Raw genomic sequence first — 25,922 nt, 5'->3', positions numbered from 1 at the left:
GGGACTATGCCAGACCTTGAGGACTCCTTGAGGTGGGCCCCAGGGCCTCTTGAGCATCGCTCGCCAGACTAGAGCCAACACCACCACCGCACCTCCGCACGACCTGCCGAATCCACCTGGAGCTCACCCATGACCCGGTCCGACACCCTGCGCCGCGCAGTGTCGCTGACCCTGGCGGTCCTCTGCCTGCTCGTCGTCCCCCAGCTGGCGTTCGCCCGCTTCACCGACAGCAGCGCGCCGGTGATGACGGTGGGCGCCGCCAAGCTGGTGAAGCCCTCCGCCGTGACCGGCACCTACACCTGCCGGATCGGGTTCTTCACCGAGGGCGTGGACGTCAACGTCACCGGCTTCGCCGACCCGGGGCAGCCGGCGGGCGTGTCCTTCGTGTCCACGCTGTACCGCGGCAACACCCAGCGGGCGGTCGCCACCGAGACCACCAAGCGGGTCTCGCTCAGCACCGGGCTGCAGCTCATCGACGCCGGCGCCACGACGTACCGGCTCACGATCGTGACCAAGCTCGGCGGCTGGACCGCCGAGGAGTACTCCAAGACGATCAGCTGCGGCACCTGGCTGCCCGCCAGCGGCGCCCTCTGACCTGCCCGCGGAGACACACCGGCGTCCGGCCCACCGGTGCGATACCGCACCGGGCATGTGATGATGCGCCTCACTGTCGTCGTCCCGCCCGTCGAGGAGAAGCCCATGAGCGACCCGAACCAGCCCAGCACTCCGGCCGGGTGGTATCCCGACGGCCACGGCAACCAACGGTGGTGGGACGGGACCGGGTGGACCGAGCACACGATGCCGGCACCGGACGCGACCCCGCCGGCGTCCGCGCCCCCGCAGCAGCCGGACCCGGGCGCGACGGTCGTCGCCTCGCCGCGTGACCCCGAGCCCGCCACCCCGCCCGCGGGTGCGCCCTCGGGCCCCCCGCCTTCCAGCCCGCCTTCCAGCCCGCCCCCGTCCGGCCCGCCGCCCTCCGCGCCGCCGACCCAGGGTTGGCAGACGCCTCAGCAGCCCGACTACGCCCAGCAGGGCTATCCCCAGCAGGGTTACCCGCAGCAGGGCTACCCGAGCCAGCAGCCCTGGCAGTCGCAGCCGCAGGGCGGCTCCGGCGGCGGCGGCAAGGGCAAGGGCAAGCTGATCGCCCTGATCGGCGGTGGCGTGGCACTGGTGGTCGTGCTCGGCCTGGTGCTGTTCCTCGTCCTGGGTGGCAGCAGCGGTGCCCAGGGCGCGGCGGAGGACTACCTCAACGCGCAGGCGGACGGAGACCAGCAGAAGGTCTGCGAGCTCAGCACCAAGGACCTGATGGAGAGCACCTTCGAGCTCTACGAGGTCGACAACTGTGGTGATCTCGCGAAGAAGATCGAGGAGGGTGAGGACTTCGGGGACTTCCGTGCGGTCCTCGAGGACATCGACGCGGACTTCGAGATCGAGGACGCCAAGGAGGACGGGGACAAGGCGACGGTCGACTACACCGCCACCCTGGAGTACACCGGAGACGACGAGGAGAAGTTCAAGGAGCTCATCGGATCCGACGAGCTCAAGAACACCGAGAAGGGCACGCTGACCCTGGTCAAGGAGGACGGCGACTGGCTGGTCTCAAAGGACAGCTAGTCACCTCTCCTGTACGACGACGGCCTCCGGAGCACTCCGGGGGCCGTCGTCGTAGGAGGCCGGAGGCTCGGTGAGAACGCGCAGCGCGAGGTCCGTGGTCGAGGGGACCCCGAGGTAGCCCACGACCTGGGAGACACGGTCGGGGTCGAGCGGCAGCAGACCGGGGGTGCCGGGGACGTCGGGGGTCAGGCCGAGGTCGAGGTCGGTGCGCCCGGACATGATCGACAGGTTGAAGTCGAAGCGCTCCCGGGCCCCGGGCGCGGTGAGCCGCTTGAGCAGCCCGGGACCGATGCGCCGCAGGCCCTCCTCCTCGCAGTAGGAGTCGAGCGCGGCGACGAGGTTGGCGCCCGCGCAGTGGTCGATGTCGGCCCATACCGATCGCATCGAGCCCATCTGGCTGAGCAGGACCGGGGCGGTCTTCTCGCCGATCCCCGGCACGCCGGGCAGGTTGTCGCTGGTGTCGCCGCGCAGGGCGGCGTACTCCAGGTAGTGCTCGGCCGCGATGCCGTACAGCGTGCGCAGCCGGGCCGGGTTGAGCAGCGGGGAGGCGTTCACGCCGCCGTCGATCAGGCGCAGCACGCGGGTGCGCGCGCTGATGTGGGCGAAGGAGTCGCGGTCGGAGGTCACGATCACGCAGCCCCAGCCGGCGGCCTCGGCCCAGGTCGCCGCGGTGGCGCTGACGTCGTCGGCCTCCAGGCCGGCCGGTGTGACGGTGTGCAGGCCGAGCGCGTCCAGGAGGGCGGCGGAGCGCTGGAGCTGGTCCACCAGGGCGGGGTCCTTCACGCGGCGGCCCGCCTTGTACGCCGGGTAGGTCTCGGTCCGCACCGAGGCGGTTCGGTCGTCGAAGCCGAAGACCACCGCGTCGGGGGCGAACTGGTCGATCACCTCCAGGATCTGCCGCACCATCCCGTGCAGCGCCCACGCGGGCCGGCCGCCCCGGTCGCGCAGCCCGCTCGCCACGCGGGCGTGGTGGTTGCGGTGGAGCAGGGAGGGGGCGTCGACGGCGAGCAGCAGCCGCGGCGCGGGGGCGGGAGGGTCGGAGGTCGGCATGGCGGTACGGCCAGCCTAGAGGCGCCGCCCGCCGCTCAGGGCTGCTGGTCCACCCGGACCTCGATGACGCCCCCGACGCTGCCGGCGGTGACCCGGGCGATGGCGGCCTCGCTGTGCCCGCGGGGGCCGCTCAGCTCCACGACCCCGTCCTGCACCTCGACCAGCCAGCTGTCGTGGCCCAGAGAGCGCAGCAGGTCGGCGACCTCGGCCCCGATGGCGCTGTCGGCCCGGGCGAGCAGGCGGACGACGTCGCTGCGGCTGACGATGCCCACGACCCGATCGTCGGCGTCGACGACCGGCAGGCTCTTGACGCTGGTCGAGGTCATGAGCTCCACGGCGTCGGCGAGGTCGTCGCGGCCGCGCACGGACACGGCGTGCGGCGTGTAGACGTCGGCGACCGAGTCGGGGGCGTCGGTACGGTCGCGGGGCAGCGGGGTCTCGCGGAGCCGGGGGTCGCGGGCCACGGCCTCGCGGATCAGGTCCGCCTCGCTGACCACGCCGCGGATCCGGCCGGCTGCGTCCACCACGGGCAGCGAGGTGACACCGTGGTCGGCGAGCAGGATCAGCGCGCCCTTCACGGTGCTGTCGATGCGCACGGTGACCGGCTCGGGGGTCATGACGTCCTGGACCAACATGGCGGCTCTCCGTCCCGGTGGCCGCTCGATCCGGCCGTCGGCCGGTGGCGGAGCCACACTCTTCGTGCCTCCAGCCTCGTGCGCGCGCCGTGGCCGGGACAGGGACCAAGGTCCTCAGGGGCACGGCCTCAGGTCACCGCCCCCAGGGGCGTCACAGCTCGAACACCAACCGGGCGGGTGCGCGGCCCGCGAGCACCTCCGCCACGCACTCGTTCACCTCGTCGAGGCGGCGGCTCTCCGCGATCACCCGGGTGCGCCCCAGCGCGTGCAGGTCGAAGACCTCGGCGAGGTCCTGCCGGGTGCCCACGATGGAGCCGATCACCGAGATGCCCTTGAGGACGGTCGGAAAGATCGGCAGCGCCATCGGGCCGTCGGACTCGGGCGGGAGACCCACGCACACCAGGCGTCCGCCGCGCCTGAGCGACTCGAAGGCCTGCTCGAAGACCCGGGGGATCACCGCGAGCACAACCGCGACATCGGCGCCGCCGAGCTCCTCGATGGCGGCGACCGGGTCGGTCTCGGCCGCGTTGACGACGTAGTCGGCGCCCAGCTCGCGGGCGAGGTCGAGCTTGGACTGCTCGACGTCGACGGCGATGACCGTCCCTCCCACGATCCTGGCGTACTGCAGCGCCAGGTGGCCCAGCCCGCCGATGCCGAAGATCGCGACCCGCTCGGTGGGCTGGATGTGCGCGACCTTGATCGCCTTGTACGTCGTCACGCCGGCGCAGGTGAGCGGCGCGGCGTCTTGCGGCGTGATGCCGTCCGGCACCGCCACGGCGTACGCGGCGTCGGCCACGGCGTACTCCGCGAACCCGCCGTCGATGGAGTACCCGGTGTTGAGCTGCTCCTCGCACAGCGTCTCCCACCCGCTCACGCAGTAGTGGCAGTGCCCGCAGGCGTGGCCGAGCCAGGGCAGCGCCACGCGGTCGCCCACGGCCCGGTTCGTGACGCCCTCGCCGAGGGCCTCGACGATCCCGACGCCCTCGTGCCCGGGGACGAACGGTGGGGTCGGCTTCACCGGCCAGTCGCCGTGGGCGGCGTGGATGTCGGTGTGGCAGAGACCCGAGGCCTCGATGCGGACCAGGACCTGTCCTGGGCCGGGAGTGGGGACCGGCACGTCCTGGATCTCGAGCGGCTCGGTGAAGCTGGTGACGACGGCGGCCTTCATGGCGGTGCCTCCTGCGCGGGGGAGTGCTGCTTCGGGCACTCCAGTCTGGTGCCGGGTCCGGACACCCGGCAGGGCCGTAGGACCCGCCCCTCGCCCGGCTCGGAGGACCCGGGTCCTTGGTCCCCCGGACCGCCATCCGGCCCGCGGCCGTGCCAGAGTGCGATGGAGCGTGCAGGAGGAGGACCCATGAGCGTCGATGCTGTCGGTGACGGTCCGGCGCCCGCGGACGTGCTGCTCCGCGACGGGAGCGTCGCCGTCATCCGTCGCGCCGCCGCCGAGGACCGTGACGCCCTGAGGGCCCTGCACGACGGCGTCTCCGACACCAGCTTCCGGTTCCGCTTCTTCTCGACCGGCCGCAAGGCCGGACAGCTGTACGTCGCACACGTGCTGGAGGACCCCGCCTGCTTCGCGCTGGTCGCGGAGCGGAAGGGGCGCCTGGCGGCCCTGGCCACGGCCGAGCAGATCGAGCCGGAGGTGGCCGAGGTGGCCTTCCTGGTCGCCGAGGAGTTCCACGGCCTGGGCCTGGGCAGCCTGCTCCTGGAGCACCTGGCCGCGGCGTGCCGGGACCGCGGGACGCGCCGCTTCGTCGCGGAGGTCCTGGGCGACAACACCGCGATGCTGCGGGTCTTCGTCGACGCCGGCTTCACCGCGAGGCGCGAGTTCGAGTCCGGTGTCGCCCACGTGGAGATGGACACCACCGCCTCCGCGGCCGCCGTGGAGGCCGCCGACGAGCGCGAGACCGAGGCGGAGGCGCGGTCGCTGCACCCGCTGCTGTACCCCCGCAGCGTGGCGGTCGTCGGCGCCCGTCGCGACGGCACGGGCGTGGGCTCGGCCATCATCAGGTCGATCGTCGCGGGCGGCTTCTCGGGTCCGGTGCACGCCGTACACCCCCAGGCGCACGAGATCGAGGGCGTCCCCGCCCACCCGCGCGTCGTCGACGTACCCGGCGGCGTGGACCTGCTCGTCGTCGCCGTCCCGGCGGCGGGTGTGGTCGCGGCGCTGGAGGACGCCGCCGCTGCCGGTGTCCCGAGCGCGGTGGTGGTCTCGTCCGGATTCGAGGGCCCGGACGGCGCACGGGCCGAGGGGCAGATGCTGGCCATGGCTCGCCGCAGCAGCATCCGGATCGTGGGGCCCGACTGCCTGGGCATCCTGGTGAACCACGCCGACCTTCGACTGCACGCGACCTTCAGCGGCGTCGTCCCGCCCCCGGGCGGACTCGCCGTGGCCTCGCAGTCCGGGGGCGTGGGCATCGTCCTGACCGACGTGGCGCGCCGGCTCGGGCTCGGGGTCGGCACCTTCGTCTCGCTCGGCGACAAGGCCGACGTCTCCGGCAACGACCTCCTCGCGGCCTGGCGCGACGACCCGCGGGTGAGCGCCGCGGCGCTGTACCTCGAGTCGTTCGGCAACCCGCTGAAGTTCGCACGGTTCGCGCGCCGCTTCTCGGAGGCCAAGCCCCTCCTGGCCGTCGTGGGCGGCCGGTCCGGCGGCGAGCGGCGGACCGGGGGGTCGCACACCGCCGCGGCGGCCACGCCGGCCGTGGCCGTCTCCGCGCTCTTCGCCCAGGCCGGCGTCGTGAACTGCACCGGCGCGGAGGACATGGCCGAGGCGGCCCTGGTCCTGACCCAGCAGCCGCTGCCGTCCGGAAGCCGCGTGGCGGTGCTCAGCAACGGCGGGGGACTGGGGGCCCTGGCCGCGGAGGCGGCGGAGGGCTGCGGCCTGGTCGTTGCCCAGGCGGGCGCCCGCCTGCGTCGCCGTCTGGCGCGCCACGTCCAGGGGGCCGCCGACGCGGCCAACCCGGTGGACGCCGGCGCGGCCGCGACCGCCGCCGCGCTCGGCGCGCTCGCGGAGGAGCTGCTGCGCGCCGAGGACGAGGTGGACGTGGTGCTGGTGGTGCTGGTCGCCACGGGCGTCGGCGACGCCGACGCCGCGCTGCGGGCCGTGGCCCAGGCCCGTGCCGGGCATCCGGACCGGCCGCTGGTGCTGGTCCCCATGGGCGGGCTCGAGGTGCCCGCCGGCCTGCCCGGCGTGACCGTGCTGCCCAGCATCCGGGCCGCGGCGGAGGCGTTGGGGCGCGCCGTCCGTTACGCCGAGTGGCGCCGGGCCCCGCGGGACCAGGCTCCGCCCGTGGACGCCGCCCGGGCGGAGCGCGCCCGGCGTACGGCGCAGGAGATCCTGACCGCCAGGGGCGAGGGCGGCCACTGGCTCGATGCGGAGGAGCTCGGGGTCCTGCTCTCGGACTACGGGTTGGCTCCCACGGGCCGGGTGGCTCACGGGATGCGCTCCGCCGAGCGCGCCGCCCGCGAGGTGGGCTACCCCGTGGTGCTCAAGGTCGCCGACCGCGACGTCGTCCACAAGACCGCGCGCGGGCTGGTGCGGGTGGGCATCACGACGGCCCAGGAGCTCCGTGCGGCGGTCCGGGACTTCGAGCGGGAGCTGGGACACCGCAGCTCGACGCTGCTCGTGCAGGCCCTATCGAAGGGAGTCGAGGTGGCGCTCGGCGCGGTGCGCGACCCGGCGTTCGGACCACTGGTGATGGTGGCCGCCGGCGGGGTCGCGACGGAGGTGTGGGCGGACCGCGTGTTCCTGCTGCCACCCGTGAGCGCCGGTGACGCCGCACGGGCGGTGTCGATGCTGCGCGTGAGCTCCCTGCTGCAGGGCGACGTGGACGGGCTCGTGGACCTGCTGGTGCGCCTGGGCCGCCTGGCCGAGGACCTGCCCTACCTCGCCGAGATGGACCTCAACCCGGTCATGGTCGGCGAGGAGGGCTGCGCGCTCGTGGACGTGAAGGTGCGCCTCGAGCCCGCCGCCCGTGTGGACTCCGGGATCCCGCGACAGCTGCGGGGTCGTCCGGCTGGCCCCTAGGACTGCCCAGGTCCCCGTCCGTGCCGAGAGGCGAAAGGCCCGCAGCCTCGGGGTCGAACGGCACGTCTGGGCGACCGTCCAGGGCCGTTTGGTGGAGGGGCCGGTCCAGGCGAGGGAGGGAGGCGCGTCGTGACGATCACCGGTCTGTCGAGCGTGGAGGCGGCGGAGCGCCTGGCGACCTTCGGACCGAACCGGGCGCCCCGCCCCAAGCCGCCCAGCCTGCTCTCCCGGGTGGGCGGGCAGCTGCGCGACCCGATGATCCTGCTGCTGATCGGCGCCCTGGTCGTCGTCGCGGCCCTCGGCGACGTCGCCGACGCCATCATCATCGCCGCCGTGATCGTGCTCAACACCGCCATCGGGGTGGTGCAGGAGGTGCGGGCCGCCAACGCGATCGCGTCCCTCGAGCGGCTCTCCGCCCCCCACGCCACCGTGCTGCGTGACGGCGAGCCGGTGCGCGTCGACAGCGCGGACCTGGTGCCGGGCGACGTGGTCCGGCTGGAGGCCGGCGACGTGGTCCCGGCGGACGGGTCGCTGCTGGAGGCGGCGGCGCTGCAGGTCGACGAGGCCGCGATGACCGGCGAGTCGGTGCCGGTCGCCCGGGGCGTGGACGAGCCGCTCCTGTCCGGCACCGTCGTGACCCGCGGGCGCGGGCTGGCCGAGGTGACCAGCACCGGCGCCGACAGCGCCCTGGGGCGCATCGCCACCGCCATCGCCTCGGCGGGGATCCGGCCGACCCCGCTGCAGCAGCGGCTGTCGACCCTCTCGCGCCAGCTCGTCGCGCTGACGCTGGCGCTGGCGGCGCTGGTGTTCGTCCTCGGCCTGCTCAGGGGAGAGGACGCCGCCGAGATGGTGGTCCTGGCCGTCAGCCTCGCGGTGGCGGCCATCCCGGAGTCGCTCCCGGCGGTGGTCTCGGTCGCGCTGGCGCTCGGGGCCTACCGCATGGCGCGCCGCTCGGCCCTCGTCCGCTGGCTCCCGGCCGTCGAGACGCTGGGGTCGGTCACCGTGCTGGCCTCGGACAAGACCGGCACCCTCACCGAGGGCCGCATGGTCGTCCAGCAGCTGTGGACCCCCACCGGCGCGTCCCGGGTCACCGGCCACGGGTACGACGTCGCCGGGGAGGTGGTCGGTGACGACGAGCCGGAGTCGCTCGCGCTGCTGCTGCGCGACGTGGTCCTGTGCAACGACGCCCGCCTCACGACCGCGGAGGACGGGGAGTGGGGGATCGTCGGCGACCCCATGGAGGCGGCCCTGCTGATCGCGGCGGCCAAGCACGACGCCGACCTGCTGCGGCTCGGCTCGCTGTGGTCACGGATGGACGAGGTGCCGTTCGACGCCACCTTGCAGCGCATGATCACGGTGCACCACCGCGACGGCGCCTGGCTGACGATCTGCAAGGGCGCACCCGAGGTGGTGCTGGACCTGCTGGCCGACACCGACGTCGGGCAGCGCGCCCGGGCGGCGGCCGAGGAGTTCGCCGGCAGGGGCTTCCGGGTGCTGGCCGTCGCCGATGCCGCGCCCGCCTCGCAGCCGGCCCGGTCCGAGCTCGACGACGGGCTCGTGCTCCGGGGGCTGGTGGCCATCTCCGACCCGCCCCGGGCCGACGCGGCCGACGTCGTACGCGCGTGTGCGGACGCGGGGATCCGGACCGTCCTGATCACCGGGGACCACCCGGCCACGGCGCGCGCGATCGCCGACGAGCTCGGCATCCGCAGCGCGACGCCGGAGGTGGCCGACGGCGACATGGTCAAGCGCGGCGAGCACGTGGCGGCCGTGGAGGAGATCGGCGTGTACGCCCGCACCCATCCCGAGCAGAAGGTCGACATCGTGGCGGCCTGGCAGGACCGCGGCGAGGTCGTCGCGATGACCGGCGACGGGGTCAACGACGCACCGGCGCTGCGCCGGGCCGACATCGGCGTCGCGATGGGCGAGCGCGGCACCGAGGTCGCGCGCCAGGCCGCCGACCTGGTGCTGGCCGACGACAACCTGCGCACCGTGGTCGTCGCCGTGGGGGAGGGGCGCCGGATCTATGCCAACATCCGGATGTTCCTGCGCTACGCCCTGGCGGGCGGGCTCGCCGAGGTCGTCGTGATCCTGCTCGGGCCCTTCCTCGGCCTGCCCGTGCCGCTCGGGCCCGGGCAGATCCTGTGGATCAACATGCTCACCCACGGCGTGCCGGGCGTCGCGTTCGGTGGCGAGCCGCTGGACCCCCAGGCGATGCGCCGCCCGTCTCCGCCGCCGCAGGAGTCGGTCCTCGGGCAGGGCCTGTTCGGGCAGATCCTCCTGGCCGGAGCCCTGATCAGCGTCGTCTCGCTCGCCGCTGGCCTGCTGGCTCCCGAGGCACGGGTGCAGACCTGGGTGTTCGTGACCCTCGGCCTGGCCCAGCTGGGCGTGGGGCTTGCGATCCGTGCGCCCCGCGCGGGCGTGAGCTGGCGAGGGCGTGGTCTCGAGGCCGCGGTCGCGCTCGCCGCGGTGCTCCAGGTCCTCGCGGTCACGTGGTCGCCCCTGCGCAGCCTGCTCGGCACGGACACCCTCTCGTGGCCGGATGCGGCTACCGTGCTGCTACTGAGCGTGGTGCCCGGCGCCGTGCTCGCCACCCAGCGGCACCGGCACTCGCGGCGCCGCCTGGCACCGACGTCCCTCGCCTCAGGAGGAAGCGCATGAGCGAAGCCGACACCGCCGCCGTCGTGGAGGAGCTCGCGCGGCTCTCGGAGGACGAGCTGGCCTCCGTGGACGCCTGGTGGCGGGCCAACAACTACCTCACGGTCGGGCAGATCTACCTGCAGGCCAACCCGCTGCTGCGCGAGCCCCTGCGCCCCGAGCACATCAAGCCCCGACTGCTGGGCCACTGGGGCACCAGCCCCGGACTGGCGATGCTCTACGCGCACGCCTCCCGGCTGATCCGGCGTACCGGCCAACAGATGATCTACCTCGCCGGTCCCGGCCACGGCGGCCCGGCGCTGGTGGCCGCCGGCTACCTCGAGGGCACCTACAGCGAGGTCTACCCCCACATCACGCAGGACGAGGAGGGCCTACGCCGGCTCTTCCGCCAGTTCAGCTCGCCCGGCGGCATCCCGAGCCACGTGTCGGTCACCACGCCCGGCTCCATCCACGAGGGCGGAGAGCTGGGCTACGTGCTGGTCCACGCGTTCGGGGCGGTCATGGACAACCCCGACCTGGTCGCGCTCGCCGTGGTCGGCGACGGCGAGGCGGAGACCGGGCCCTTGGAGGGCTCGTGGAAGGGCATCTCCTTCCTCAACCCGACCCGGGACGGCGCGGTGCTGCCGGTGCTGCACCTCAACGGCGCCAAGATCGCCGGGCCCACCGTCCTGGCACGAAAGGACCCCGCCGAGGTCCGCAGCCTCCTCGAGGGCCACGGCTACGAGGTGGTCGAGGTGGAGGGCGACGACCTGCCGGGGATGCACCACCGCGTCGCGGCCGCGATGTCCTGGGCGCTGGGGAGCATCCGCTCGATCCAGGAGTCCGCCCGCTCCGGCGACTGGGACGGCCGCCGGCCGCGCTGGCCCCTGATCGTCCTGCGCAGCCCCAAGGGCTGGACCGGGCCCGACCAGGTCGACGGGGTCCAGGTCGCCGGTACCTGGCGCTCCCACCAGGTGCCGCTCTCGGGTGTGCGCGACAACCCCGAGCACCTCGCGCTGCTGGAGGAGTGGCTGCGCTCCTACCGCCCCGAGGATCTGTTCGACGCCGCAGGCGCTCCGAGCGACCAGGTCCGGGCGGCCAACCCCGAGGGGCGGCTCCGCATGAGCGCCAGCCCGCACGCCAACGCCGGCAGCGGCTCGGGAGAGCTGGTCCTGCCCCCCTTCCGCGACTACGCCATCGACGTGACGAAGCCGGCCACGCTTCGTGCGGAGTCGACGCGGCGGCTCGGCGCGATGCTCGCCGACGTCTACCGGCTCAACCCCCACGACTTTCGGCTGTTCTGTCCCGACGAGACCAACAGCAACCGCCTCGGCGCGGTGTTCGAGGTCTCCGACCGGTGCTTCGCCGAGACCGTCCTGCCCGACGACGTCGCGCTCTCCCGGGACGGGCGCGTCATGGAGGTGCTCAGCGAGCACAACTGCCACGGTTGGCTCGAGGGGTACACCCTCACCGGGCGGCACGGCCTGTTCGCGACGTACGAGGCCTTCGCGATGGTCAGCGCCTCGCAGACGATCCAGCACAGCAAGTGGCTCGAGGAGGGGGCGCATCTCTCCTGGCGGCGACCGGCGCCCAGCCTGAACGTGCTGCTGACGTCGACGGCCTGGCGCAACGACCACAACGGCTTCTCCCACCAGGGCCCGGGGCTCATTCAGAACGTCATCACCCAGCGTGGCTCGGTGTCGCGCGTCTACCTGCCGCCGGACGCCAACTGCCTGCTCTCGGTGGCCGACCACGCCCTGCGCTCGCGCTCCTACGTCAACCTGATCGTCATCGACAAGCAGCCCCAGCTGCAGTGGCTCTCGATCGACGAGGCGATCGAGCACTGCGCCCGCGGCGCCGGCATCTGGGAGTGGGCCGGCACCGACGACGGCGAGAGCGATCCCGATGTCGTGCTCGCCTGCGCCGGCGACGTGGTGACGATGGAGACCGTCGCCGCTGCGGCGATCCTGCGTGAGCGGCTGCCGCAGCTCAAGGTCCGCGTCGTCAACGTCGTGGACCTGATGACCCTGCCGCGACCCAATGACCACCCACACGGCATGGGCAACACCCTCTTCCGCGAGCTCTTCACCGACCACGTCGACGTGGTGTTCGCGTTCCACGGCTACCCGGGCGCGGTGCACCAGCTCGTGCACGGCCGGCCCGACGTGGACCGTTTCCACGTGCGTGGGTTCATCGAGGAGGGCACGACCACGACGCCGTTCGACATGGTGGTGCGCAACCGCGCCTCACGGTTCCACCTGGTGATGGACGCCATCAACAACGCCAACCGCACGCCGGCCGGCGCCGCGGAGCTCAAGGACTGGTGCCGTGAGCAGCTGGCTCTTCACGATGCCTACGTCGTCGAGCACCTCGAGGACCTGCCTGCGGTGCGCGACTGGTCACTGGGGGACTGGGCCGAAAAGGGCTGAGTGCGCCTCGCGAGCGACCTGGGCCCCCTCGTCGGTGGGGACGACGAGGACCGGGGTGCCTCCGGCGTCGATCCGGGCCGGACGGTCGCCGCCGACCGCGGCCGCGTTGGCGTCCGGGTCCAGCTGGAGCCCGAGGTGCGCCAGCGGCGCGATGACCTCGGCGCGCAGCGCCGGATCGTGCTCGCCGACCCCGGCGGTGAACACGACGGCGTGCAGGTCGGGCAGCTGGCCGAGGTAGGAGGAGACCAGTGAGCGCAGGCGGTGGGAGTAGACCTCCAGGGCGAGCACCGTCTCGGCGTCGCCGGCGTCGGCCCGCTCGCGCACGCGCCGCATGTCGGAGTCGCCGCACAGGCCGAGCATCCCGCTGCGGTGCTGCAGCAGGTCCTCGACCTCGTCGGGGGAGAGGCCGGTGCGGCCCAGGTGGAGCACGGCCCCCGGGTCGATGCTGCCGCTGCGGGTGCCCATCACCGCGCCGTCCATGGGCGTGAAACCCATCGAGGTGTCGATGCTGCGGCCCTCGCGCACCGCGGTCACGGACACGCCGTTGCCGATGTGGCAGGAGACGAGGCTGACCCGGTCGGCCGGGACGCCGAGGACGTCCGCCGTACGGGCTGAGACGTACTGGTGGCTGATCCCGTGGAAGCCCCAGCGGCGCAGATGGTGGCGGCGCGCCAGCTCCTGCGGGATGGCGTACGTCGAGGCGGCGGCGGGCAGCGTGGCGTGGAAGGCCGTGTCGAACACCACCACCTGGGGGAGACCCGGCCACAGGGACTCCACGGCTCGGATCCCGGCCAGGGCCGCGGGATTGTGCAACGGGGCGAGCACGGCGGCGCTCTCGATCGCCTCGAGCACCGCGTCGTCGACGACGGCGGGGCGGCTCAGGTCGGGACCGCCGTGGACGACGCGGTGGGCGACCGCGCCCAGCGTCTCCAGCCCCGCCCAGTCGTCGCGCAGGACGTCGAGTACGACGTGCAGCGCGGCCTCGTGGTCGCGGGCCTCGACCTCCTGCACCGGACCGCGATGCCCGGTCAGGGGCGGGTCGTGGCGCAGCCTGGCGGTCCCCGGGCCGACGCCCTCGATGAAGCCCGTCGCCACGCGGACCGGCTCGGCGTCGCCGGCCCACGGCGCGAACAGGTCGTACTTGAGCGAGGACGAGCCGCAGTTGAGCACCAGGAGCTTGGCCGAGTCGGTCACGGTGGCGCCTTTCGTCGTCGGGAGGAAGCGCCGGCCGAAGGTCCCGGTGCCTGTGGCCGTTGGGCCCTGCGGTCGGCCGCCGACCAGGAGTTGAGTGGAGGTGACACCGACAGGGAGGCACCACCGATGAACATGTCCGGCAACCGCATCATCGTCGCCGTCGCCAGCGAGGATGTCGAGGCGATGATGACCTTCGCAGTCGACGAGGCCCTCCGCACCGGGTCCGACCTGCATCTCGTCCACGTCCTGTACCTGCCCGGGGTGATGCTGCCCGAGACCTACTCGATCGCCTACACGAGCGCCAGGCAGTACGCCGTCACGCTGCTGGAGCACGCCGAGAAGGTGGCGACCGAGCTGGTCGCCGGACGCGTCGCGGTCACGACCGAGCTGGTCGAGCGCAGCGGCAGCGCGGTCTCCGACCTCGCCGTCCGCTCGCGCGAGGCCCGCCTCGTCGTGCTGCAGCACCGCCACCTCGAGGGCCTGCAACGCTTCACCACCACCTCGACCACCCTCGGCGTGGCCGCCCGCGCGCACCCGCCGGTCGCGTCGGTGCCGCAGGGCTGGCAGCCGGCCGAGCCGCCCCACGGCCGGGTGACGGTGGGCGTCAGCAGCCCCGAGCGCGCCGACGCGGTGCTCCGCACGGCGTTCGACCTCGCCCAGGGCCGGGGCGCGCGGCTGCGCGTCCTGCACGCGTGGTGGCTCGCCAGCGGGTACGACGTCGTGGTCGTGGACGACGAGATGCGCCGCGACTTCGACCGGCACTTCCGCTCCGAGATCGCGCCGCACCTCGAGCCGCTGCAGCGCGAGTTCCCCGACGTCGACGTGGAGATCGTCGTCGTCCACGCACCGCCGGCCGTCGGCCTGGTCGAGGGGGCGGTCGAGTCCGACCTCGTCGTCGTCGGTCGCCGTCACTGGGCGCTGCCGGTCGGCTCGCACGTCGGTGCGGTGGCCCGTGCGATGCTCCGTACGACGGTGTGCCCGGTGGTGCTCGTCGAGACCACCAGCACGCTGGAGGCGGCCCCGGCCTGACCGCAGCGGGGTGCGTGCGTGACCGGCCCGAGGGCCGATTAGGTTAAGAGGTCGCCCCGCTCACGACGTCCGGGGCGGGGAAGACGAGGGAAGCCGTGCCAGCTCAGGAGCCCGTGTGGGCCGACGCCTACGGACCCGGTGTGCCGTTGCACCTCGAGTACGGCGACACCACCGTGTGGGACCTGTGGGAGCGCTCGGTGCAGGCCTACGCCGACCGTCCGGCCCTCGACTTCCTGGGGCGCAGCTCGACCTACGCCGAGGTCGACGACGAGGTACGTCGGGTCGCCGGCGGCCTGCACCGGCTCGGGGTGCGCGCTGGCGACAACGTCGCCCTGGTGATGCCCAACTGCCCGCAGAACGTGATCGCGTTCTTCGCGGTGCTGCGGCTGGGCGCCACCGTGGTGGAGCACAACCCGCTCTACACCGCCGCCGAGCTGCGCGTGCCGTTCGCCGACCACGGCGCCCGCGTGGCGATCGTGTGGGACAAGGTCGTGCCGGTGGTCGAGGAGCTGCGCGCCGGCTCCGCCCTGGAGCACGTCGTCGCCGTCGACCTCACCACCCGGCTGCCGTGGGCCAAGCGGCTGGCCCTGCGCCTGCCCATCGCGAAGGCGCGGGAGTCGCGAGACCAGCTCACCTCGCCGGCGCCCGGCGCGACGCCGTGGACCGAGCTGGCCTCGGCCCCTCCGCTGGACGCCGCGCACCCGCGCCCCGGCAAGGACGACGTCGCGCTGCTGCTCTACACCTCCGGCACCACGGGGGTCCCCAAGGGCGTGCCGCTGCGCCATCGCAACCTGGTCGCCAACGTGCTCCAGGGCCGGGTCTGGGTCTCGGGGCTGAAGGAGGGCGAGGAGTCGTTCCTGGTCGCCCTGCCGCTCTTCCACGCCTACGGCGTGACGGTCAGCGTGCTGCTGGGCGTCGCACTGGCGGCCAAGCTGGTGCTGCTGCCCAAGCCCGACGTCGGGCTGATCATGGACGCGATCAAGCGACAGGTGCCGAGCTTCGTGCCCGCCGTGCCGCCGCTGTACCACCGGATCGTCGACGAGGCCGAGCGCCGGGGCGTCTCGATCCGGGGCATCCGCTACGGACTCTCGGGGGCGATGCCACTGCCGGGCTCGCTGGTGGAGCGCTGGGAGAGCGCCACCGGCGGCCTGCTCGTCGAGGGCTACGGACTGACCGAGACCTCACCGGTGATCGTGGGGAACCCGATGACGGAGGCACGGCGGCCCGGCTCGATCGGCGTGCCGTTCCCCGACGTGGAGATCCGCATCGCCGACGCCGAGGACCTGGACCGCGACGTGGCACAGGGGGAGCGCGGCGAGCTGCTGGTCCGCGGCCCGCAGGTGTTCTCGGGCTACCGCAACGCCCCGGAGGAGACCGAGGCCGCCTTCCACGACGGCTGGTTCCGCACCGGGGACATCGTCACCATGGCGCCCGACGGCTTCCTGACCATCGTCGACCGGGTGAAGGAGATCATCATCACCGGCGGGTTCAACGTCTACCCCTCGGAGGTGGAGGCCGTCATCCGCACCCATGGCGGCGTCCTCGACGTCGCCGTGGTGGGGCTCCCGCACGAGGACGGCGGCGAGGAGGTCGTGGCCGCGGTGGTCCTCGTCGAGGGGGTCCCGGTGCTGCCGGAGGAGCTGCGCACGCACTCGCGCGGCGACCTCACGCCGTACAAGGTGCCGCGGCGGGTGGTCTTCGTCGACGAGCTCCCGACCAACCCGATGGGCAAGGTGCTGCGCCGCGAGGTGGCGCGTCTGCTCAGCTGACGGCGCTCGGCTGACCGGCCCTCAGGGCGCCGTCGCGGCCGCGCGCCGTACCAGGTCGTCGTAGACCGACGGGTCGTGGGAGTCCAGCACTAGGAAGCCCCGCCCGGCCTCCCCGGCCTGGTGCATCTGCACCCCTGGGTTGTGCACGTCGTAGCCGTCGGCGAGGAAGAAGTGCGGGCTGCCCTGAACGGCGTCGCGGTGCTCGAAGTAGGTGAGCATCAACTGACCACGGGCGCGCCCGTCGTCCAGGGCGACCGCCAGCACGTCCGGGTCGACGTCCGGGCAGCCGGCGGCGATGTCCAGGATCTCGTGGCGCATGCTCAGGCACCTGCTGTCACGCCAGAAGCCCAGACGCAGCGCCATGTCCAGCTGCTCGGCGGCCCGGGCCGACTGCTCCTTCGCGGCGTGCACCGCCTCGTTCGCCAGGGCGCTGGTCACGGGGTACTCGGAGGGGTCGCGCTGCCACGGCTTGAACTCCAGCTCCTCGGCCAGCTGCCCGACGACCGGCTTCTCGCCCTCGATGGTCCGCGTGTTCAGCGCCATCTCGTTGACGTCCTCGAGGAGGAAGAGCCGATGGTCGACCGAGACCCGGTCCTCGAGCCCGGCGCGCTCCCGGGCGCGGTAGAGGAAGTGGAGGGCGATCGTGGCCCAGCCGCACATCACGTCGGTGAAGACCACGATCTGCCCCGGTCTGACGTTCGGCCCGGCCATGCGGCGCCGGTACCCCGATCGCCGGGACATGCGCCGGTCCCGCCGTCGAGCCAGCGCCGGTGCGCGGCCGTGTAGGTGAGCACCGGCGGGGTACCAGCACGGCCCCTCGGACCCGCCGCAAGGAGCCCCTCGATGACGACCACCGCAGACACCCCCTCGCTCGGCCTGGTGATCGCAGGCGAGAGCGTCTCGACCGGTGGGAGGAGCCGGGTGCTGGACCCGGCCGCACCGGACCAGGCCGCGGGGTACGCCGCAGCAGCCACGCGCGGGGACGCCGAGCGGGCGGTGCAGGCCGCCGTCGACGCCTGGCCGGAGTGGAGCGCCCTGGAGCCGACCGAGCGCGCCGACCGGCTCGTGCGTGCCCTGGAGGGTCTGGCCGACGGGCGCGAGGAGCGGGCTCGGCTGTTGGTGCGCGAGAACGGCAAGGTGCTGGCCGAGGCCCGCGTCGAGCTGCAGGTCTTCGAGACCCGGTGCCGCCTGGCCGCCTCGCTCGCCGGTGAGCTGGGCGGGGTGCGGCACCTCGGTCGCCCCGAGCCGGCGGAGGGCCACGCCGGACGCGAGGACCTGGTGCTGCCGCCGTTCCGCTCGGAGGTGATGTCGCTCCCGATAGGTCCGGTGACGATCATCGTCCCGTACAACTGGCCGGTCGCGATCCTTGCCGCGAGCCTGCCCTACGCCCTGGTCGCCGGCTGCCCGGTGGTGGTCAAGCCGCCGCCGACGTGCCCGCTGGCGGTGGTCGCCACGCTCGAGATCCTCGCTCGAGCTCTGCCGCCCGGCGTGGTGAACGTCGTGACCGGTGACAACGAGGCGGTGGCCCCGGTCATCGAGGACCCGCGCATCACCCGCATCGTCTTCACCGGCAGCACTCCGGCCGGGCAGTTCATGATGCAGACGGCCGCCCGGAACATGACCCGCGTGACCCTCGAGCTCGGCGGCAACGACCCGGCCCTGGTCCTCGAGGACGCCGAGCTCGACGACGCCGCCCTGCGCCGGCTGGTGGCGGCGGCCTTCCTCACGACCGGTCAGGTCTGCATGGGCATGAAGCGGCTCTACGTGCACCGCAGCCGCTACGACGAGGTCGTCACCGGCATGAGCGACCTCCTCGCGCACTACCGCATCGGGCACGGCCTCGAGGAGGGCGTCACCATGGGGCCGCTCAACAACGCCAAGCAACGAGACATCGTCGAGGAGATGGTCGGCGAGGCGCGCGGCTCCGGGACCGAGGTGCGCGACCTCGGCACGATCGACGCCCTCGCGGTGGAGCAGGGCGGGTTCTTCCTCCCGGCCCGGCTCGTGCTGGACCCGCGGCCGGAGGCACGCATCGTCACCGAGGAGCAGTTCGGGCCGGCCCTGCCGGTCCTGCCGTTCGACGACGCGGAGCAGGTGGTCGACCGGCTCAACGACGAGTGGGCCGGCCTCTGCTCGTCGGTGTGGACCGCCGACCGCGACCGCGCCGCCCACCTCGCGCGCCGGCTGCGGACCGGGACGACCTGGGTCAACAACCACAACGCCGTCGCCCAGGACGACCGGGCGCCGTTCGGCGGCTTCCGGCGCAGCGGCATCGGCCGCGAGCTGGGGGTGGAGGGTCTGCTCGAGTTCACCGAGGCGCACACGGTGACGTGGTCGATCGGGGACGACTGAGCCAGGGGAGCGGACCTGGTCCGTCATGCGACCGCCCCGGCACTACGCTGCCGTGCGACGCGGACCTCGACGCGAAGGAGTGGCATGACCGACCAGACCCTGCGGATCGCCCTCGCCGGCGGCGGCGCGTTCGGCGCCAAGCACGCCGCGGCGCTCAAGCGGATCGAGGGGGTGGAGGTCGTCGCCGTCGTGAGCTCCGACCTCGAGGCCGCCCGGCGGTTCGCCGCCGAGCAGGGCGTCGGGCGCGGGGTTGCCACGCTCGACGAGGTGCTGGCCGACCGTGACGTGGACGCGGTCGTCCTCGCCACGCCGACCCCGTTGCACGCCGAGCAGACCCTGGCCTGCTTGCGCGCCGGCAAGCACGTGCAGGTCGAGATCCCGCTCGCCGACTCGCTGGCAGACGCGCAGGCGTGCCTGGTCGAGCAGGAGCGCACCGGCCTGGTGGCGATGGTCGGGCACACGCGGCGGTTCAACCCGAGTCATCAGTGGGTGCATCAGCGGGTGGCCGCCGGCGAGCTCTGCATCCAGCAGCTGGACGTCCAGACCTACTTCCTGCGACGCGAGAACCTCAACGCATTGGGGCAGCCGCGCTCGTGGACCGACCACCTGTTGTGGCACCACGCCGCGCACACGGTGGATCTGTTCGCCTACCAGACGGGGTCTCCCGTGGTGCAGGCGAACGCCGTGCAGGGCCCCCTCCATCGCGAGCTCGGGATCGCCATGGACATGTCGATCCAGCTCCGCGCCGAGAACGGCGCGATCTGCACCCTGTCGCTGTCCTTCAACAACGACGGGCCGTTCGGGGCCACCTTCCGCTACATCGGCGACACCGGCACCTACCTCGCTCGCTATGACGACCTGATGGACGGCTGGGAGGAGCCGATCGACGTCAGCGGCGTCGATGTGTCGATGGACGGGATCGAGCTGCAGGACCGCGAGTTCGTGGCCGCGATCCGAGAGGGGCGCGAGCCCAACGCCTCGATCCGTCAGGTCATGGCCTGCTACCGCACTCTCGCCGAGCTGGAGAAGAGCCTCCAGGCTGCGGGCTGATCCGGCACCACCCACCACGACCCCCCTCGCAGCGCGATCGCCGATGCCCCGATCCGGCGCGCTCTCGTGGTGTCGGTGCGCGCGCGGGGACCGGCTGTTCGGTGGAAACGATTTCACCGATCTCACCCGCGGGACTCTCCCGTCCCGGTGGGGCTATTGACAGTCGGATGTGACGTCCCTCATAGTTTCGTGGCAACCGGAGTGGAACCGTTTCCACTATCTGCGTACGACCGTCAGGAGCGTTCAGCGATGCGCCAGCCCACCATCCGACGAGGGGTGGCGCTCGCCGGCGCCGCAGTCCTCGTCGCCGGATTGACCGCCGCCTGCGGCGGCGACTCCGATGCCAGCCAGAGCAAGCTCGGAAAGGACGACGTCCTGACCATCACCACGTTCAGCGACTTCGGCTACGACAAGCTGATCGAGGAGTGGAACGCCGACCCCGAGCGCCCGTTCACCGTCAAGGCGACAAAGATCGCCGACTGGGACCCGTGGAAGAAGACGCTCACCCAGGACCTGCAGGCCGGTCACGGGCTGACCGACGTCATCGCGGTCGAGGGTGACTCGATGCCGCAGTTCCTCGCCGACGGGGCCTCCGACCAGTTCGCCGACCTGTCGGACTCCTCGATCGAGGACCGCTGGGTCGAGTACGCCTACCAGGCCGGGCAGACCGCGGACGGCAAGCAGATCGGCTACCCGACCGATGCCGGCCCGGAGGCGTTCTGCTACCGCGCCGACCTCTTCGCCGAGGCTGGACTGCCCACCGACCGCGAGGAGGTCAAGGCGATCTTCGAGAGCTGGGACAGCTACTTCGCCGCCGGCGAGGACTTCGTGAAGAAGATGCCGAAGACCAAGTGGTACGACTCCAGCGGCTCGATCGCCCAGGCCATGCTCAACCAGGCCGAGTTCCCCTTCCAGACCGAGGACAACGAGGTCAACCTGGAGAACGACGAGGTGAAGCTGGTCTGGGACACCGTCACCAGGTACACCCCGACCCTGTCGCCCCGCGTCGTGCAGTGGGGCGAGGACTGGACCGCCGGCTTCACCAACAACGGCTTCGCGACCATGCCGTGCCCCGGCTGGATGTTCTCCAACATCAAGTCGTCGGCCCCGGACGTCAAGGGCTGGGACATCGTCGACGCCTTCCCGGGCGGCGGGGGCAACTGGGGCGGCTCCTACCTCGCCGTGCCCATGCAGTCCGAGCACCAGGAGGAGGCCAAGCAGCTCGCCGCCTGGCTGACCGACAAGGACCAGGAGCTCGCCGCCTTCGAGGCGGCCGGCAACTACCCGGCCAACGTCGAGGCGCAGGAGGAGCTGGCCGCCCAGAAGGTCACCGACCCCTACTTCAACGACGCGCCCACGGCGGAGATCCTCGCGACTCGTGCCGCCGCGGTGACGCCGGGTCGGCCGTACAAGGGCGACAAGTACTCCGACATCCTCGGGCTCTTCCAGACCGCCATCCAGCGCGTCGACGAGGGCGGCTCACCCGACGACTCCTGGCAGACGTTCGTCCAGGCCGTCGAGAGCCTCTCCTGACCGCTGTCCGTGGTCGGCATCCCGGCTCCGCCGGGGAGGTCCGTGCGACCTCCCCGGCGTGGGGCGGGCCCGATCGACGAGAGGAAGAGCGACATGACGACCATCGAGGCCACCAGGACCGGTGACGCCGGCAAGCAGACGGGCACGCCGCCCCCGAGGCTGACGCGGCGCCAGCGGCTCTCGCGATGGGACTTCCACTTCTCGCCGTACCTCTACGTGGTGCCGTTCTTCCTGGTGTTCCTGCTCATCGGGGTCTACCCGATGGTCTACTCGGGCTACCTCTCGTTCTTCTCCTGGCCGCGCTTCGGCCCGACCCACGGCGAGGGTGTCGGGTGGGCCAACTACGTCCACGTGCTGCAGGACCCGGTGTTCCACAAGGCTTTCTGGAACACCATCGGCATCTTCGTGCTCTCCTCGGGTCCGCAGGTCGTCATCGCGACGGTGATCGCGGCGATGCTGGACACCCACCTGCGCGGTCGCACCTGGTGGCGGATGAGCGTGCTGCTGCCCTTCGTCGTCGCGCCGGCCGCGACAGCACTGATCTTCGGCAGCCTCTTCGCCGACAAGACCGGCCTGGTGAACGAGATCATCCAGGGGCTGGGCCTGCCGAAGGTCGGCTGGCACACCGACCGGTTCGCCAGCTGGACGGCCATCGCGTCGATGGTCAACTACCGCTGGACCGGCTACAACACCCTGATCATCCTCGCCGCCCTGCAGGCGGTGCCCCGCCAGCTCTACGAGGCGGCGTCGATCGACGGTGCCAGCCGGGTGCGGCAGTTCTTCCACGTCACGCTGCCCTCGATCAGCCCGACCATGGTCTTCGTCATCATCACCTCGACCATCGGGGGCCTGCAGATCTTCACCGAGCCGCGGCTGTTCGACACCAACCTGCAGTTCCAAGGGGGTGCGGACTACCAGTACCAGACACTGACGATGTACGTCTTCAACACCGCCAACAGCGCCACCGATCCCTATCCACGTGCGGCCGCCGCCACCTGGATCATCGTGCTGATCATCGTCGTGATCGCCCTGCTCAACTTCGGCGTCACCCGGCTGGTCCAGAGGAGGTCGGAGCGATGAACCGCCGTCCAGGAGCACTCGTCTACGGCCTGCTCGCCGCCTTCGTGCTGGGCTCGGCCTTCCCGCTCTACTGGTCCTTCGTCATCGGCTCGGTGACCAAGGAGCGGGCGATCCACAGTCCGCCGCCGCTCTTCCCGGGTGGCCACTTCCTCGACAACGCCCGCCGGGTCTTCGACCAGATTGACTTCTGGTCCGCGCTCGCCAACTCCGTGATCATCTCCGGCGTCTCGGCCGTCTCGGTGGTGTTCTTCTCCACCCTGGCCGGCTACTCGTTCGCCAAGCTCAGGTTCCGCGGGAGCACCGTCGGCATGGGCTTCGTCATCGCCACGATGGCGGTGCCGACCCAGCTGGCGTTGATGCCGCTGCTCAAGGAGTTCAGCAACCTGGGCCTGGCCGGCACCCGCACCGCGGTGGTGCTGCCGTGGCTGGTCACGGCGTTCGGCGTCTTCTTCATGCGCCAGTACCTCGTCGACGCGATCCCGGACGAGCTGATCGAGGCGGCCCGGGTCGACGGCTGCTCGCAGATCCGCACGTTCTGGACCGTCGCCGTGCCGGCCGCGCGCCCGGCGATGGCGATCCTCGCACTGTTCACCTTCATGCACACCTGGACCGACTTCATGTGGCCGCTGCTGATCTTGCAGGGCTCCGACGTCCAGACCCTGCAGACGGCGCTCGACCAGCTCAAGATCGCGCCCGCCGGGGGGATCTCGGACATCGCGCTGCTCCAGGCGGGCACGCTGCTGGCCACGATCCCGCTGCTGCTGCTGTTCATCGCCACCGGCCGCCAGCTCGTGGCGGGCATCATGCAAGGAGCCGTCAAGGGATGACGATCCGAGAGTTCCCCCCGGGCTTCCTGTGGGGCGCCGCGGCCGCGGCGTACCAGATCGAGGGGGCGGTCCACGCCGATGGGCGCACGCCGTCGATCTGGGACGCCTTCGTCACGGTGCCCGGCGCGATCCTGCACGGCGACACCGCGGACGTCGCGTGCGAGCACTACGAGCGGATGCCACAGGACGTCGCCCTAATGAAGCGCCTGGGGCTCGCGTCGTACCGCTTCTCCGTGGCGTGGCCGCGTGTGTGTCCCGACGGCGGTGCCCTCAACCCGGCCGGTCTGGACTTCTACTGCAGGCTCACCGACGAGCTGCTCGACGCCGGGATCACGCCTTTTCCGACGCTCTACCACTGGGACCTGCCGCAGGCGCTGGAGGACCGCGGCGGCTGGACCGACCGGGACACGGCCTACCGGTTCCTCGACTACGCGATGGCTGTCCACGACGCGCTCGGCGACCGCATCGACAGCTGGACGACCCTCAACGAGCCCTGGTGCTCGGCGTTCATGGGCTACACCGGCGGCGGTCACGCGCCGGGACGGCAGGAGGGCGTCGCCGGCGTCGTTGCGGCGCACCACCTGCTCCTGGGCCACGGACTGTTCGTCGACGCGTTCCGAGGGCAGGGCGGCACGGCCGACCGGGGCAAGACCGTGGGCATCACCCTCAACCCCACCGTGGCGGACCCGTTCGACCCCTCGCGCGAGGAGGATGTCGAGGCGGCTCGCCGCCTCGACGGCTTCCACAACCGCCTCTTCCTCGATCCGCTGTTCCACGGGAAGTACCCCGACGACCTGGGCCGCGACACCGACGGCATGCTCTTCGACGCCAAGCCCTGGCAGGACTTCGTCCTCGACGGCGACCTGGAGCTGATCAGCCGGCCGTTGGACTTCCTGGGCGTGAACTTCTACCACGGCGACGTCCCCGCCGCGCTGCCCTACGACGCGCAGCCCGGTGAGCTGCTGGGCAGCCGCATCGAGCACTCCTCGCGCCCGCGCCAGTCGCCGTACCCCGGAGGCGGCATGGTGTTCCCGCGCACGGGCAGGCCGACCACCGAGCGGGACTGGGAGATCGACCCCGTCGCTTTCACCCGAGTGCTCGTGCGGCTCAAGGACGTCTACGACGCGCCGCCGGTCTACATCACCGAGAACGGCGTCATGGCCTGTGACGTCGTCGAGGACGGCGCGGTCCACGACACGTCGCGGCAGCGATTCATCGAGCAGCACCTGCATGCGATGCTGGACGCGATGGACAGGGGGGTGGACGTGCGCGGCTACTTCGTGTGGTCGCTCATGGACAACTTCGAGTGGAGCTACGGCTTCGCCCACCGCTTCGGTCTCGTCCACGTCGACTACGACACCCAGGTGCGCACGCCCAAGGACAGCGCGCTGTGGTTCTCCCGGCTCGCCGCCCAGAACCGTCTGCCAGTAGCGTGACGCGGGTGGCTCACAACGGGCGGGCGTCCACGCTGGGCGAGGTGGCCGAGCTCGCAGGGGTCAGCAAGGCCACGGCGTCGCGGGCGATCAACGGCAGGTCGAAGGTCAGCGCCAAGGCGCAGACGGCGGTCTTCGACGCGGTGCGCGAGCTGGGCTACACGCCCAACGGGGCCGCGCGGTCGCTGGTCACCCAGCGCACCGGATCCGTGGCGGTGATCCTCCCCGAGTCCGACGAGCGGATCTTCTCCGACCCGTTCTTCGCGAGGATGCTGCACCTGGTCGCCCGCTCCCTTCGCGAGCACGACCTCCAACTGGTGCTGCTGCTCGCCCAGCCGGGCGACGAGGAGGAGCGCCTGCTGCTCTACCTGCGCGGTCGCTACGTCGACGGCGCGATCGTCGCCTCGCACCACCGCGACGACCGTCTCGCCGAGCACCTCTCCGAGATCGGTCTGCCGTGCGTGTTCATCGGGCGTCCGTGGATCGGCTCGGAGCGCGTCTCGTTCGTCGACAGCGACAACGCCGGTGCCGCCGGCCAGGCGGTGCGGGTCCTGCTCGAGGCGGGACGGTGCAAGATCGCCACCATCGCCGGGCCCCCCGACATGCGCGCGGGCCATGACCGACTCCTGGGCTGGCGTCGCGAGCTGGCGACCCACGGGGTGCCGAGCGACCTGGTCGCCTACGGCGACTTCACCGAGGAGAGCGGGGCCGAGGCCTGCGCCTCGCTGCTCGACGCCGGGGCCGACATCGACGGCATCTTCGCCGCCTCCGATCTCATGGCCCAAGGCGCCGTGCGTGAGCTCGCCAGCCGCGGCATCCGCGTCCCCGAGGACGTCGCGATCGTGGGCTACGACGACCTCGGCGTCGCCGAGCGCACCCGCCCACCCCTGACCACGCTGCACAACCCGATCGCCCAGATGGTCGCCGAGGCGGTCCGGTTGCTCACCGAGGCCATCGACGAGGGCGGCCAGGGCGTCCCGCGCCGGGTGGTCTTCGTGCCCGAGCTGGTACGCCGCGACTCGGTGTGAGCCCTCGGCGTTCGGCGCACGTGGCCGGGCTCGTCAGCTCCTCCCGAACAGCCGGGCCCACAGGCCGGTGCGGGGCTCCTGCGGGTGGCCGTCGCACCGGTCGGCGCGGGGGACGCGGGCCAAGACCTGGTCGACGTGCTGGCCGCAGCCGGCCCAGGTGGTCTTGCCGCACTTCTTGCAGGTGACTGCTCGGCACATGGTGGGGCTCCTTGAGGTGGTGGTGAGGTGGTGC

Annotated in this window: 20 protein-coding genes; 14 read left to right on the top strand and 6 right to left on the bottom strand. The window is 72.4% G+C overall.

Annotation, left to right across the window (positions count from 1 at the left end; all coding sequences use genetic code 11):
- The first annotated feature begins 129 nt into the window (after positions 1 to 129).
- Together LQ940_RS13065 and LQ940_RS21765 are read left to right on the top strand one after the other, a co-directional pair.
- Positions 130 to 594 (top strand): hypothetical protein, encoded by a 465-nt coding sequence (locus tag LQ940_RS13065; protein ID WP_231242489.1) that lies wholly within the window; start codon positions 130 to 132, stop codon positions 592 to 594.
- Between the two features lie 105 nt (positions 595 to 699).
- Entirely contained in the window at positions 700 to 1,614 is a 915-nt protein-coding gene (locus LQ940_RS21765) for a DUF2510 domain-containing protein (RefSeq protein WP_269214603.1), read from the top strand.
- Here LQ940_RS21765 and LQ940_RS13055 read toward each other — a convergent pair whose 3' ends face one another.
- The 3 genes from LQ940_RS13055 to adhP all read right to left on the bottom strand — a co-directional run bounded on the left by LQ940_RS13055 (position 1,615) and on the right by adhP (position 4,467).
- Positions 1,615 to 2,664, bottom strand: coding sequence for a 5'-3' exonuclease (locus LQ940_RS13055; protein ID WP_231242490.1), 1,050 nt, complete (start codon positions 2,662 to 2,664; stop codon positions 1,615 to 1,617).
- Between the two features lie 35 nt (positions 2,665 to 2,699).
- Positions 2,700 to 3,299 (bottom strand): CBS domain-containing protein, encoded by a 600-nt coding sequence (locus LQ940_RS13050; RefSeq protein ID WP_231242491.1) that lies wholly within the window; start codon positions 3,297 to 3,299, stop codon positions 2,700 to 2,702.
- 151 nt (positions 3,300 to 3,450) lie between these two features.
- Positions 3,451 to 4,467 carry an alcohol dehydrogenase AdhP gene (gene adhP / locus LQ940_RS13045; protein ID WP_231242492.1) on the bottom strand — a complete coding sequence of 339 codons (1,017 nt, stop codon included), beginning with the start codon at positions 4,465 to 4,467 and terminating at the stop codon, positions 3,451 to 3,453.
- A 186-nt stretch (positions 4,468 to 4,653) separates the two neighbouring features.
- On the opposite strand from adhP, the gene LQ940_RS13040 reads away from it, so the two are divergent.
- From LQ940_RS13040 to LQ940_RS13030, 3 genes are all read left to right on the top strand, one after another.
- Positions 4,654 to 7,329: a bifunctional acetate--CoA ligase family protein/GNAT family N-acetyltransferase gene (locus tag LQ940_RS13040; RefSeq protein WP_231242493.1), complete on the top strand. Its 2,676-nt coding sequence runs from the start codon at positions 4,654 to 4,656 to the stop codon at positions 7,327 to 7,329.
- A gap of 129 nt (positions 7,330 to 7,458) precedes the next feature.
- Positions 7,459 to 9,990 carry a cation-translocating P-type ATPase gene (locus tag LQ940_RS13035; protein ID WP_231242494.1) on the top strand — a complete coding sequence of 844 codons (2,532 nt, stop codon included), beginning with the start codon at positions 7,459 to 7,461 and terminating at the stop codon, positions 9,988 to 9,990.
- Positions 9,987 to 12,395 (top strand): phosphoketolase family protein, encoded by a 2,409-nt coding sequence (locus tag LQ940_RS13030; RefSeq protein ID WP_231242495.1) that lies wholly within the window; start codon positions 9,987 to 9,989, stop codon positions 12,393 to 12,395. The genes LQ940_RS13035 and LQ940_RS13030 overlap by 4 nt, the downstream gene beginning before the upstream one ends.
- Here LQ940_RS13030 and LQ940_RS13025 read toward each other — a convergent pair.
- Positions 12,366 to 13,589 carry an acetate/propionate family kinase gene (locus LQ940_RS13025; protein ID WP_231242496.1) on the bottom strand — a complete coding sequence of 408 codons (1,224 nt, stop codon included), beginning with the start codon at positions 13,587 to 13,589 and terminating at the stop codon, positions 12,366 to 12,368. The genes LQ940_RS13030 and LQ940_RS13025 overlap by 30 nt on opposite strands.
- Positions 13,590 to 13,715: 126 nt before the next feature.
- On the opposite strand from LQ940_RS13025, the gene LQ940_RS13020 reads away from it, so the two are divergent.
- A complete protein-coding gene (locus tag LQ940_RS13020) occupies positions 13,716 to 14,618 on the top strand; it encodes a universal stress protein (RefSeq protein ID WP_231242497.1) in 903 nt (300 codons plus the stop codon).
- Between the two features lie 95 nt (positions 14,619 to 14,713).
- On the top strand, positions 14,714 to 16,387 hold the full coding sequence (locus LQ940_RS13015; protein ID WP_231242498.1) for a long-chain-fatty-acid--CoA ligase: 1,674 nt from the start codon (positions 14,714 to 14,716) through the stop codon (positions 16,385 to 16,387).
- A 21-nt stretch (positions 16,388 to 16,408) separates the two neighbouring features.
- Here LQ940_RS13015 and LQ940_RS13010 read toward each other — a convergent pair whose 3' ends face one another.
- Positions 16,409 to 17,098 carry a DsbA family oxidoreductase gene (locus LQ940_RS13010; protein ID WP_231242499.1) on the bottom strand — a complete coding sequence of 230 codons (690 nt, stop codon included), beginning with the start codon at positions 17,096 to 17,098 and terminating at the stop codon, positions 16,409 to 16,411.
- A gap of 132 nt (positions 17,099 to 17,230) precedes the next feature.
- Between LQ940_RS13010 and LQ940_RS13005 the strand changes: the two genes are divergently transcribed.
- From LQ940_RS13005 to LQ940_RS12975, 7 genes are all read left to right on the top strand, one after another.
- Positions 17,231 to 18,739, top strand: a complete 1,509-nt coding sequence (locus LQ940_RS13005; RefSeq protein ID WP_231242500.1) for an aldehyde dehydrogenase family protein — start codon at positions 17,231 to 17,233, stop codon at positions 18,737 to 18,739.
- Between the two features lie 84 nt (positions 18,740 to 18,823).
- Positions 18,824 to 19,789 (top strand): Gfo/Idh/MocA family oxidoreductase, encoded by a 966-nt coding sequence (locus LQ940_RS13000; protein WP_231242501.1) that lies wholly within the window; start codon positions 18,824 to 18,826, stop codon positions 19,787 to 19,789.
- A 249-nt stretch (positions 19,790 to 20,038) separates the two neighbouring features.
- On the top strand, positions 20,039 to 21,322 hold the full coding sequence (locus LQ940_RS12995; protein WP_231242502.1) for an ABC transporter substrate-binding protein: 1,284 nt from the start codon (positions 20,039 to 20,041) through the stop codon (positions 21,320 to 21,322).
- A 93-nt stretch (positions 21,323 to 21,415) separates the two neighbouring features.
- On the top strand, positions 21,416 to 22,402 hold the full coding sequence (locus LQ940_RS12990; RefSeq protein ID WP_231242503.1) for a carbohydrate ABC transporter permease: 987 nt from the start codon (positions 21,416 to 21,418) through the stop codon (positions 22,400 to 22,402).
- The gene (locus tag LQ940_RS12985) at positions 22,399 to 23,229 is read left to right on the top strand and encodes a carbohydrate ABC transporter permease (protein ID WP_231242504.1); all 831 of its coding nucleotides are present in this window, start codon (positions 22,399 to 22,401) and stop codon (positions 23,227 to 23,229) included. The genes LQ940_RS12990 and LQ940_RS12985 overlap by 4 nt, the downstream gene beginning before the upstream one ends.
- Positions 23,226 to 24,665, top strand: coding sequence for a glycoside hydrolase family 1 protein (locus LQ940_RS12980; protein ID WP_231242505.1), 1,440 nt, complete (start codon positions 23,226 to 23,228; stop codon positions 24,663 to 24,665). The genes LQ940_RS12985 and LQ940_RS12980 overlap by 4 nt, the downstream gene beginning before the upstream one ends.
- Positions 24,666 to 24,670: 5 nt before the next feature.
- Entirely contained in the window at positions 24,671 to 25,690 is a 1,020-nt protein-coding gene (locus LQ940_RS12975) for a LacI family DNA-binding transcriptional regulator (protein ID WP_231242506.1), read from the top strand.
- 33 nt (positions 25,691 to 25,723) lie between these two features.
- Here the strand turns inward: LQ940_RS12975 and LQ940_RS12970 are convergent, their stop codons facing one another.
- Positions 25,724 to 25,888, bottom strand: coding sequence for a hypothetical protein (locus tag LQ940_RS12970; RefSeq protein ID WP_231242507.1), 165 nt, complete (start codon positions 25,886 to 25,888; stop codon positions 25,724 to 25,726).
- Positions 25,889 to 25,922: the final 34 nt, after the last annotated feature.

This window comes from Nocardioides sp. cx-173 (genome assembly GCF_021117365.1).
Taxonomy (GTDB): domain Bacteria; phylum Actinomycetota; class Actinomycetes; order Propionibacteriales; family Nocardioidaceae; genus Nocardioides.
The sequence above is the reverse complement of the archived record's forward strand: the minus strand, read 5'-3'. Positions and strand labels throughout refer to the sequence as shown.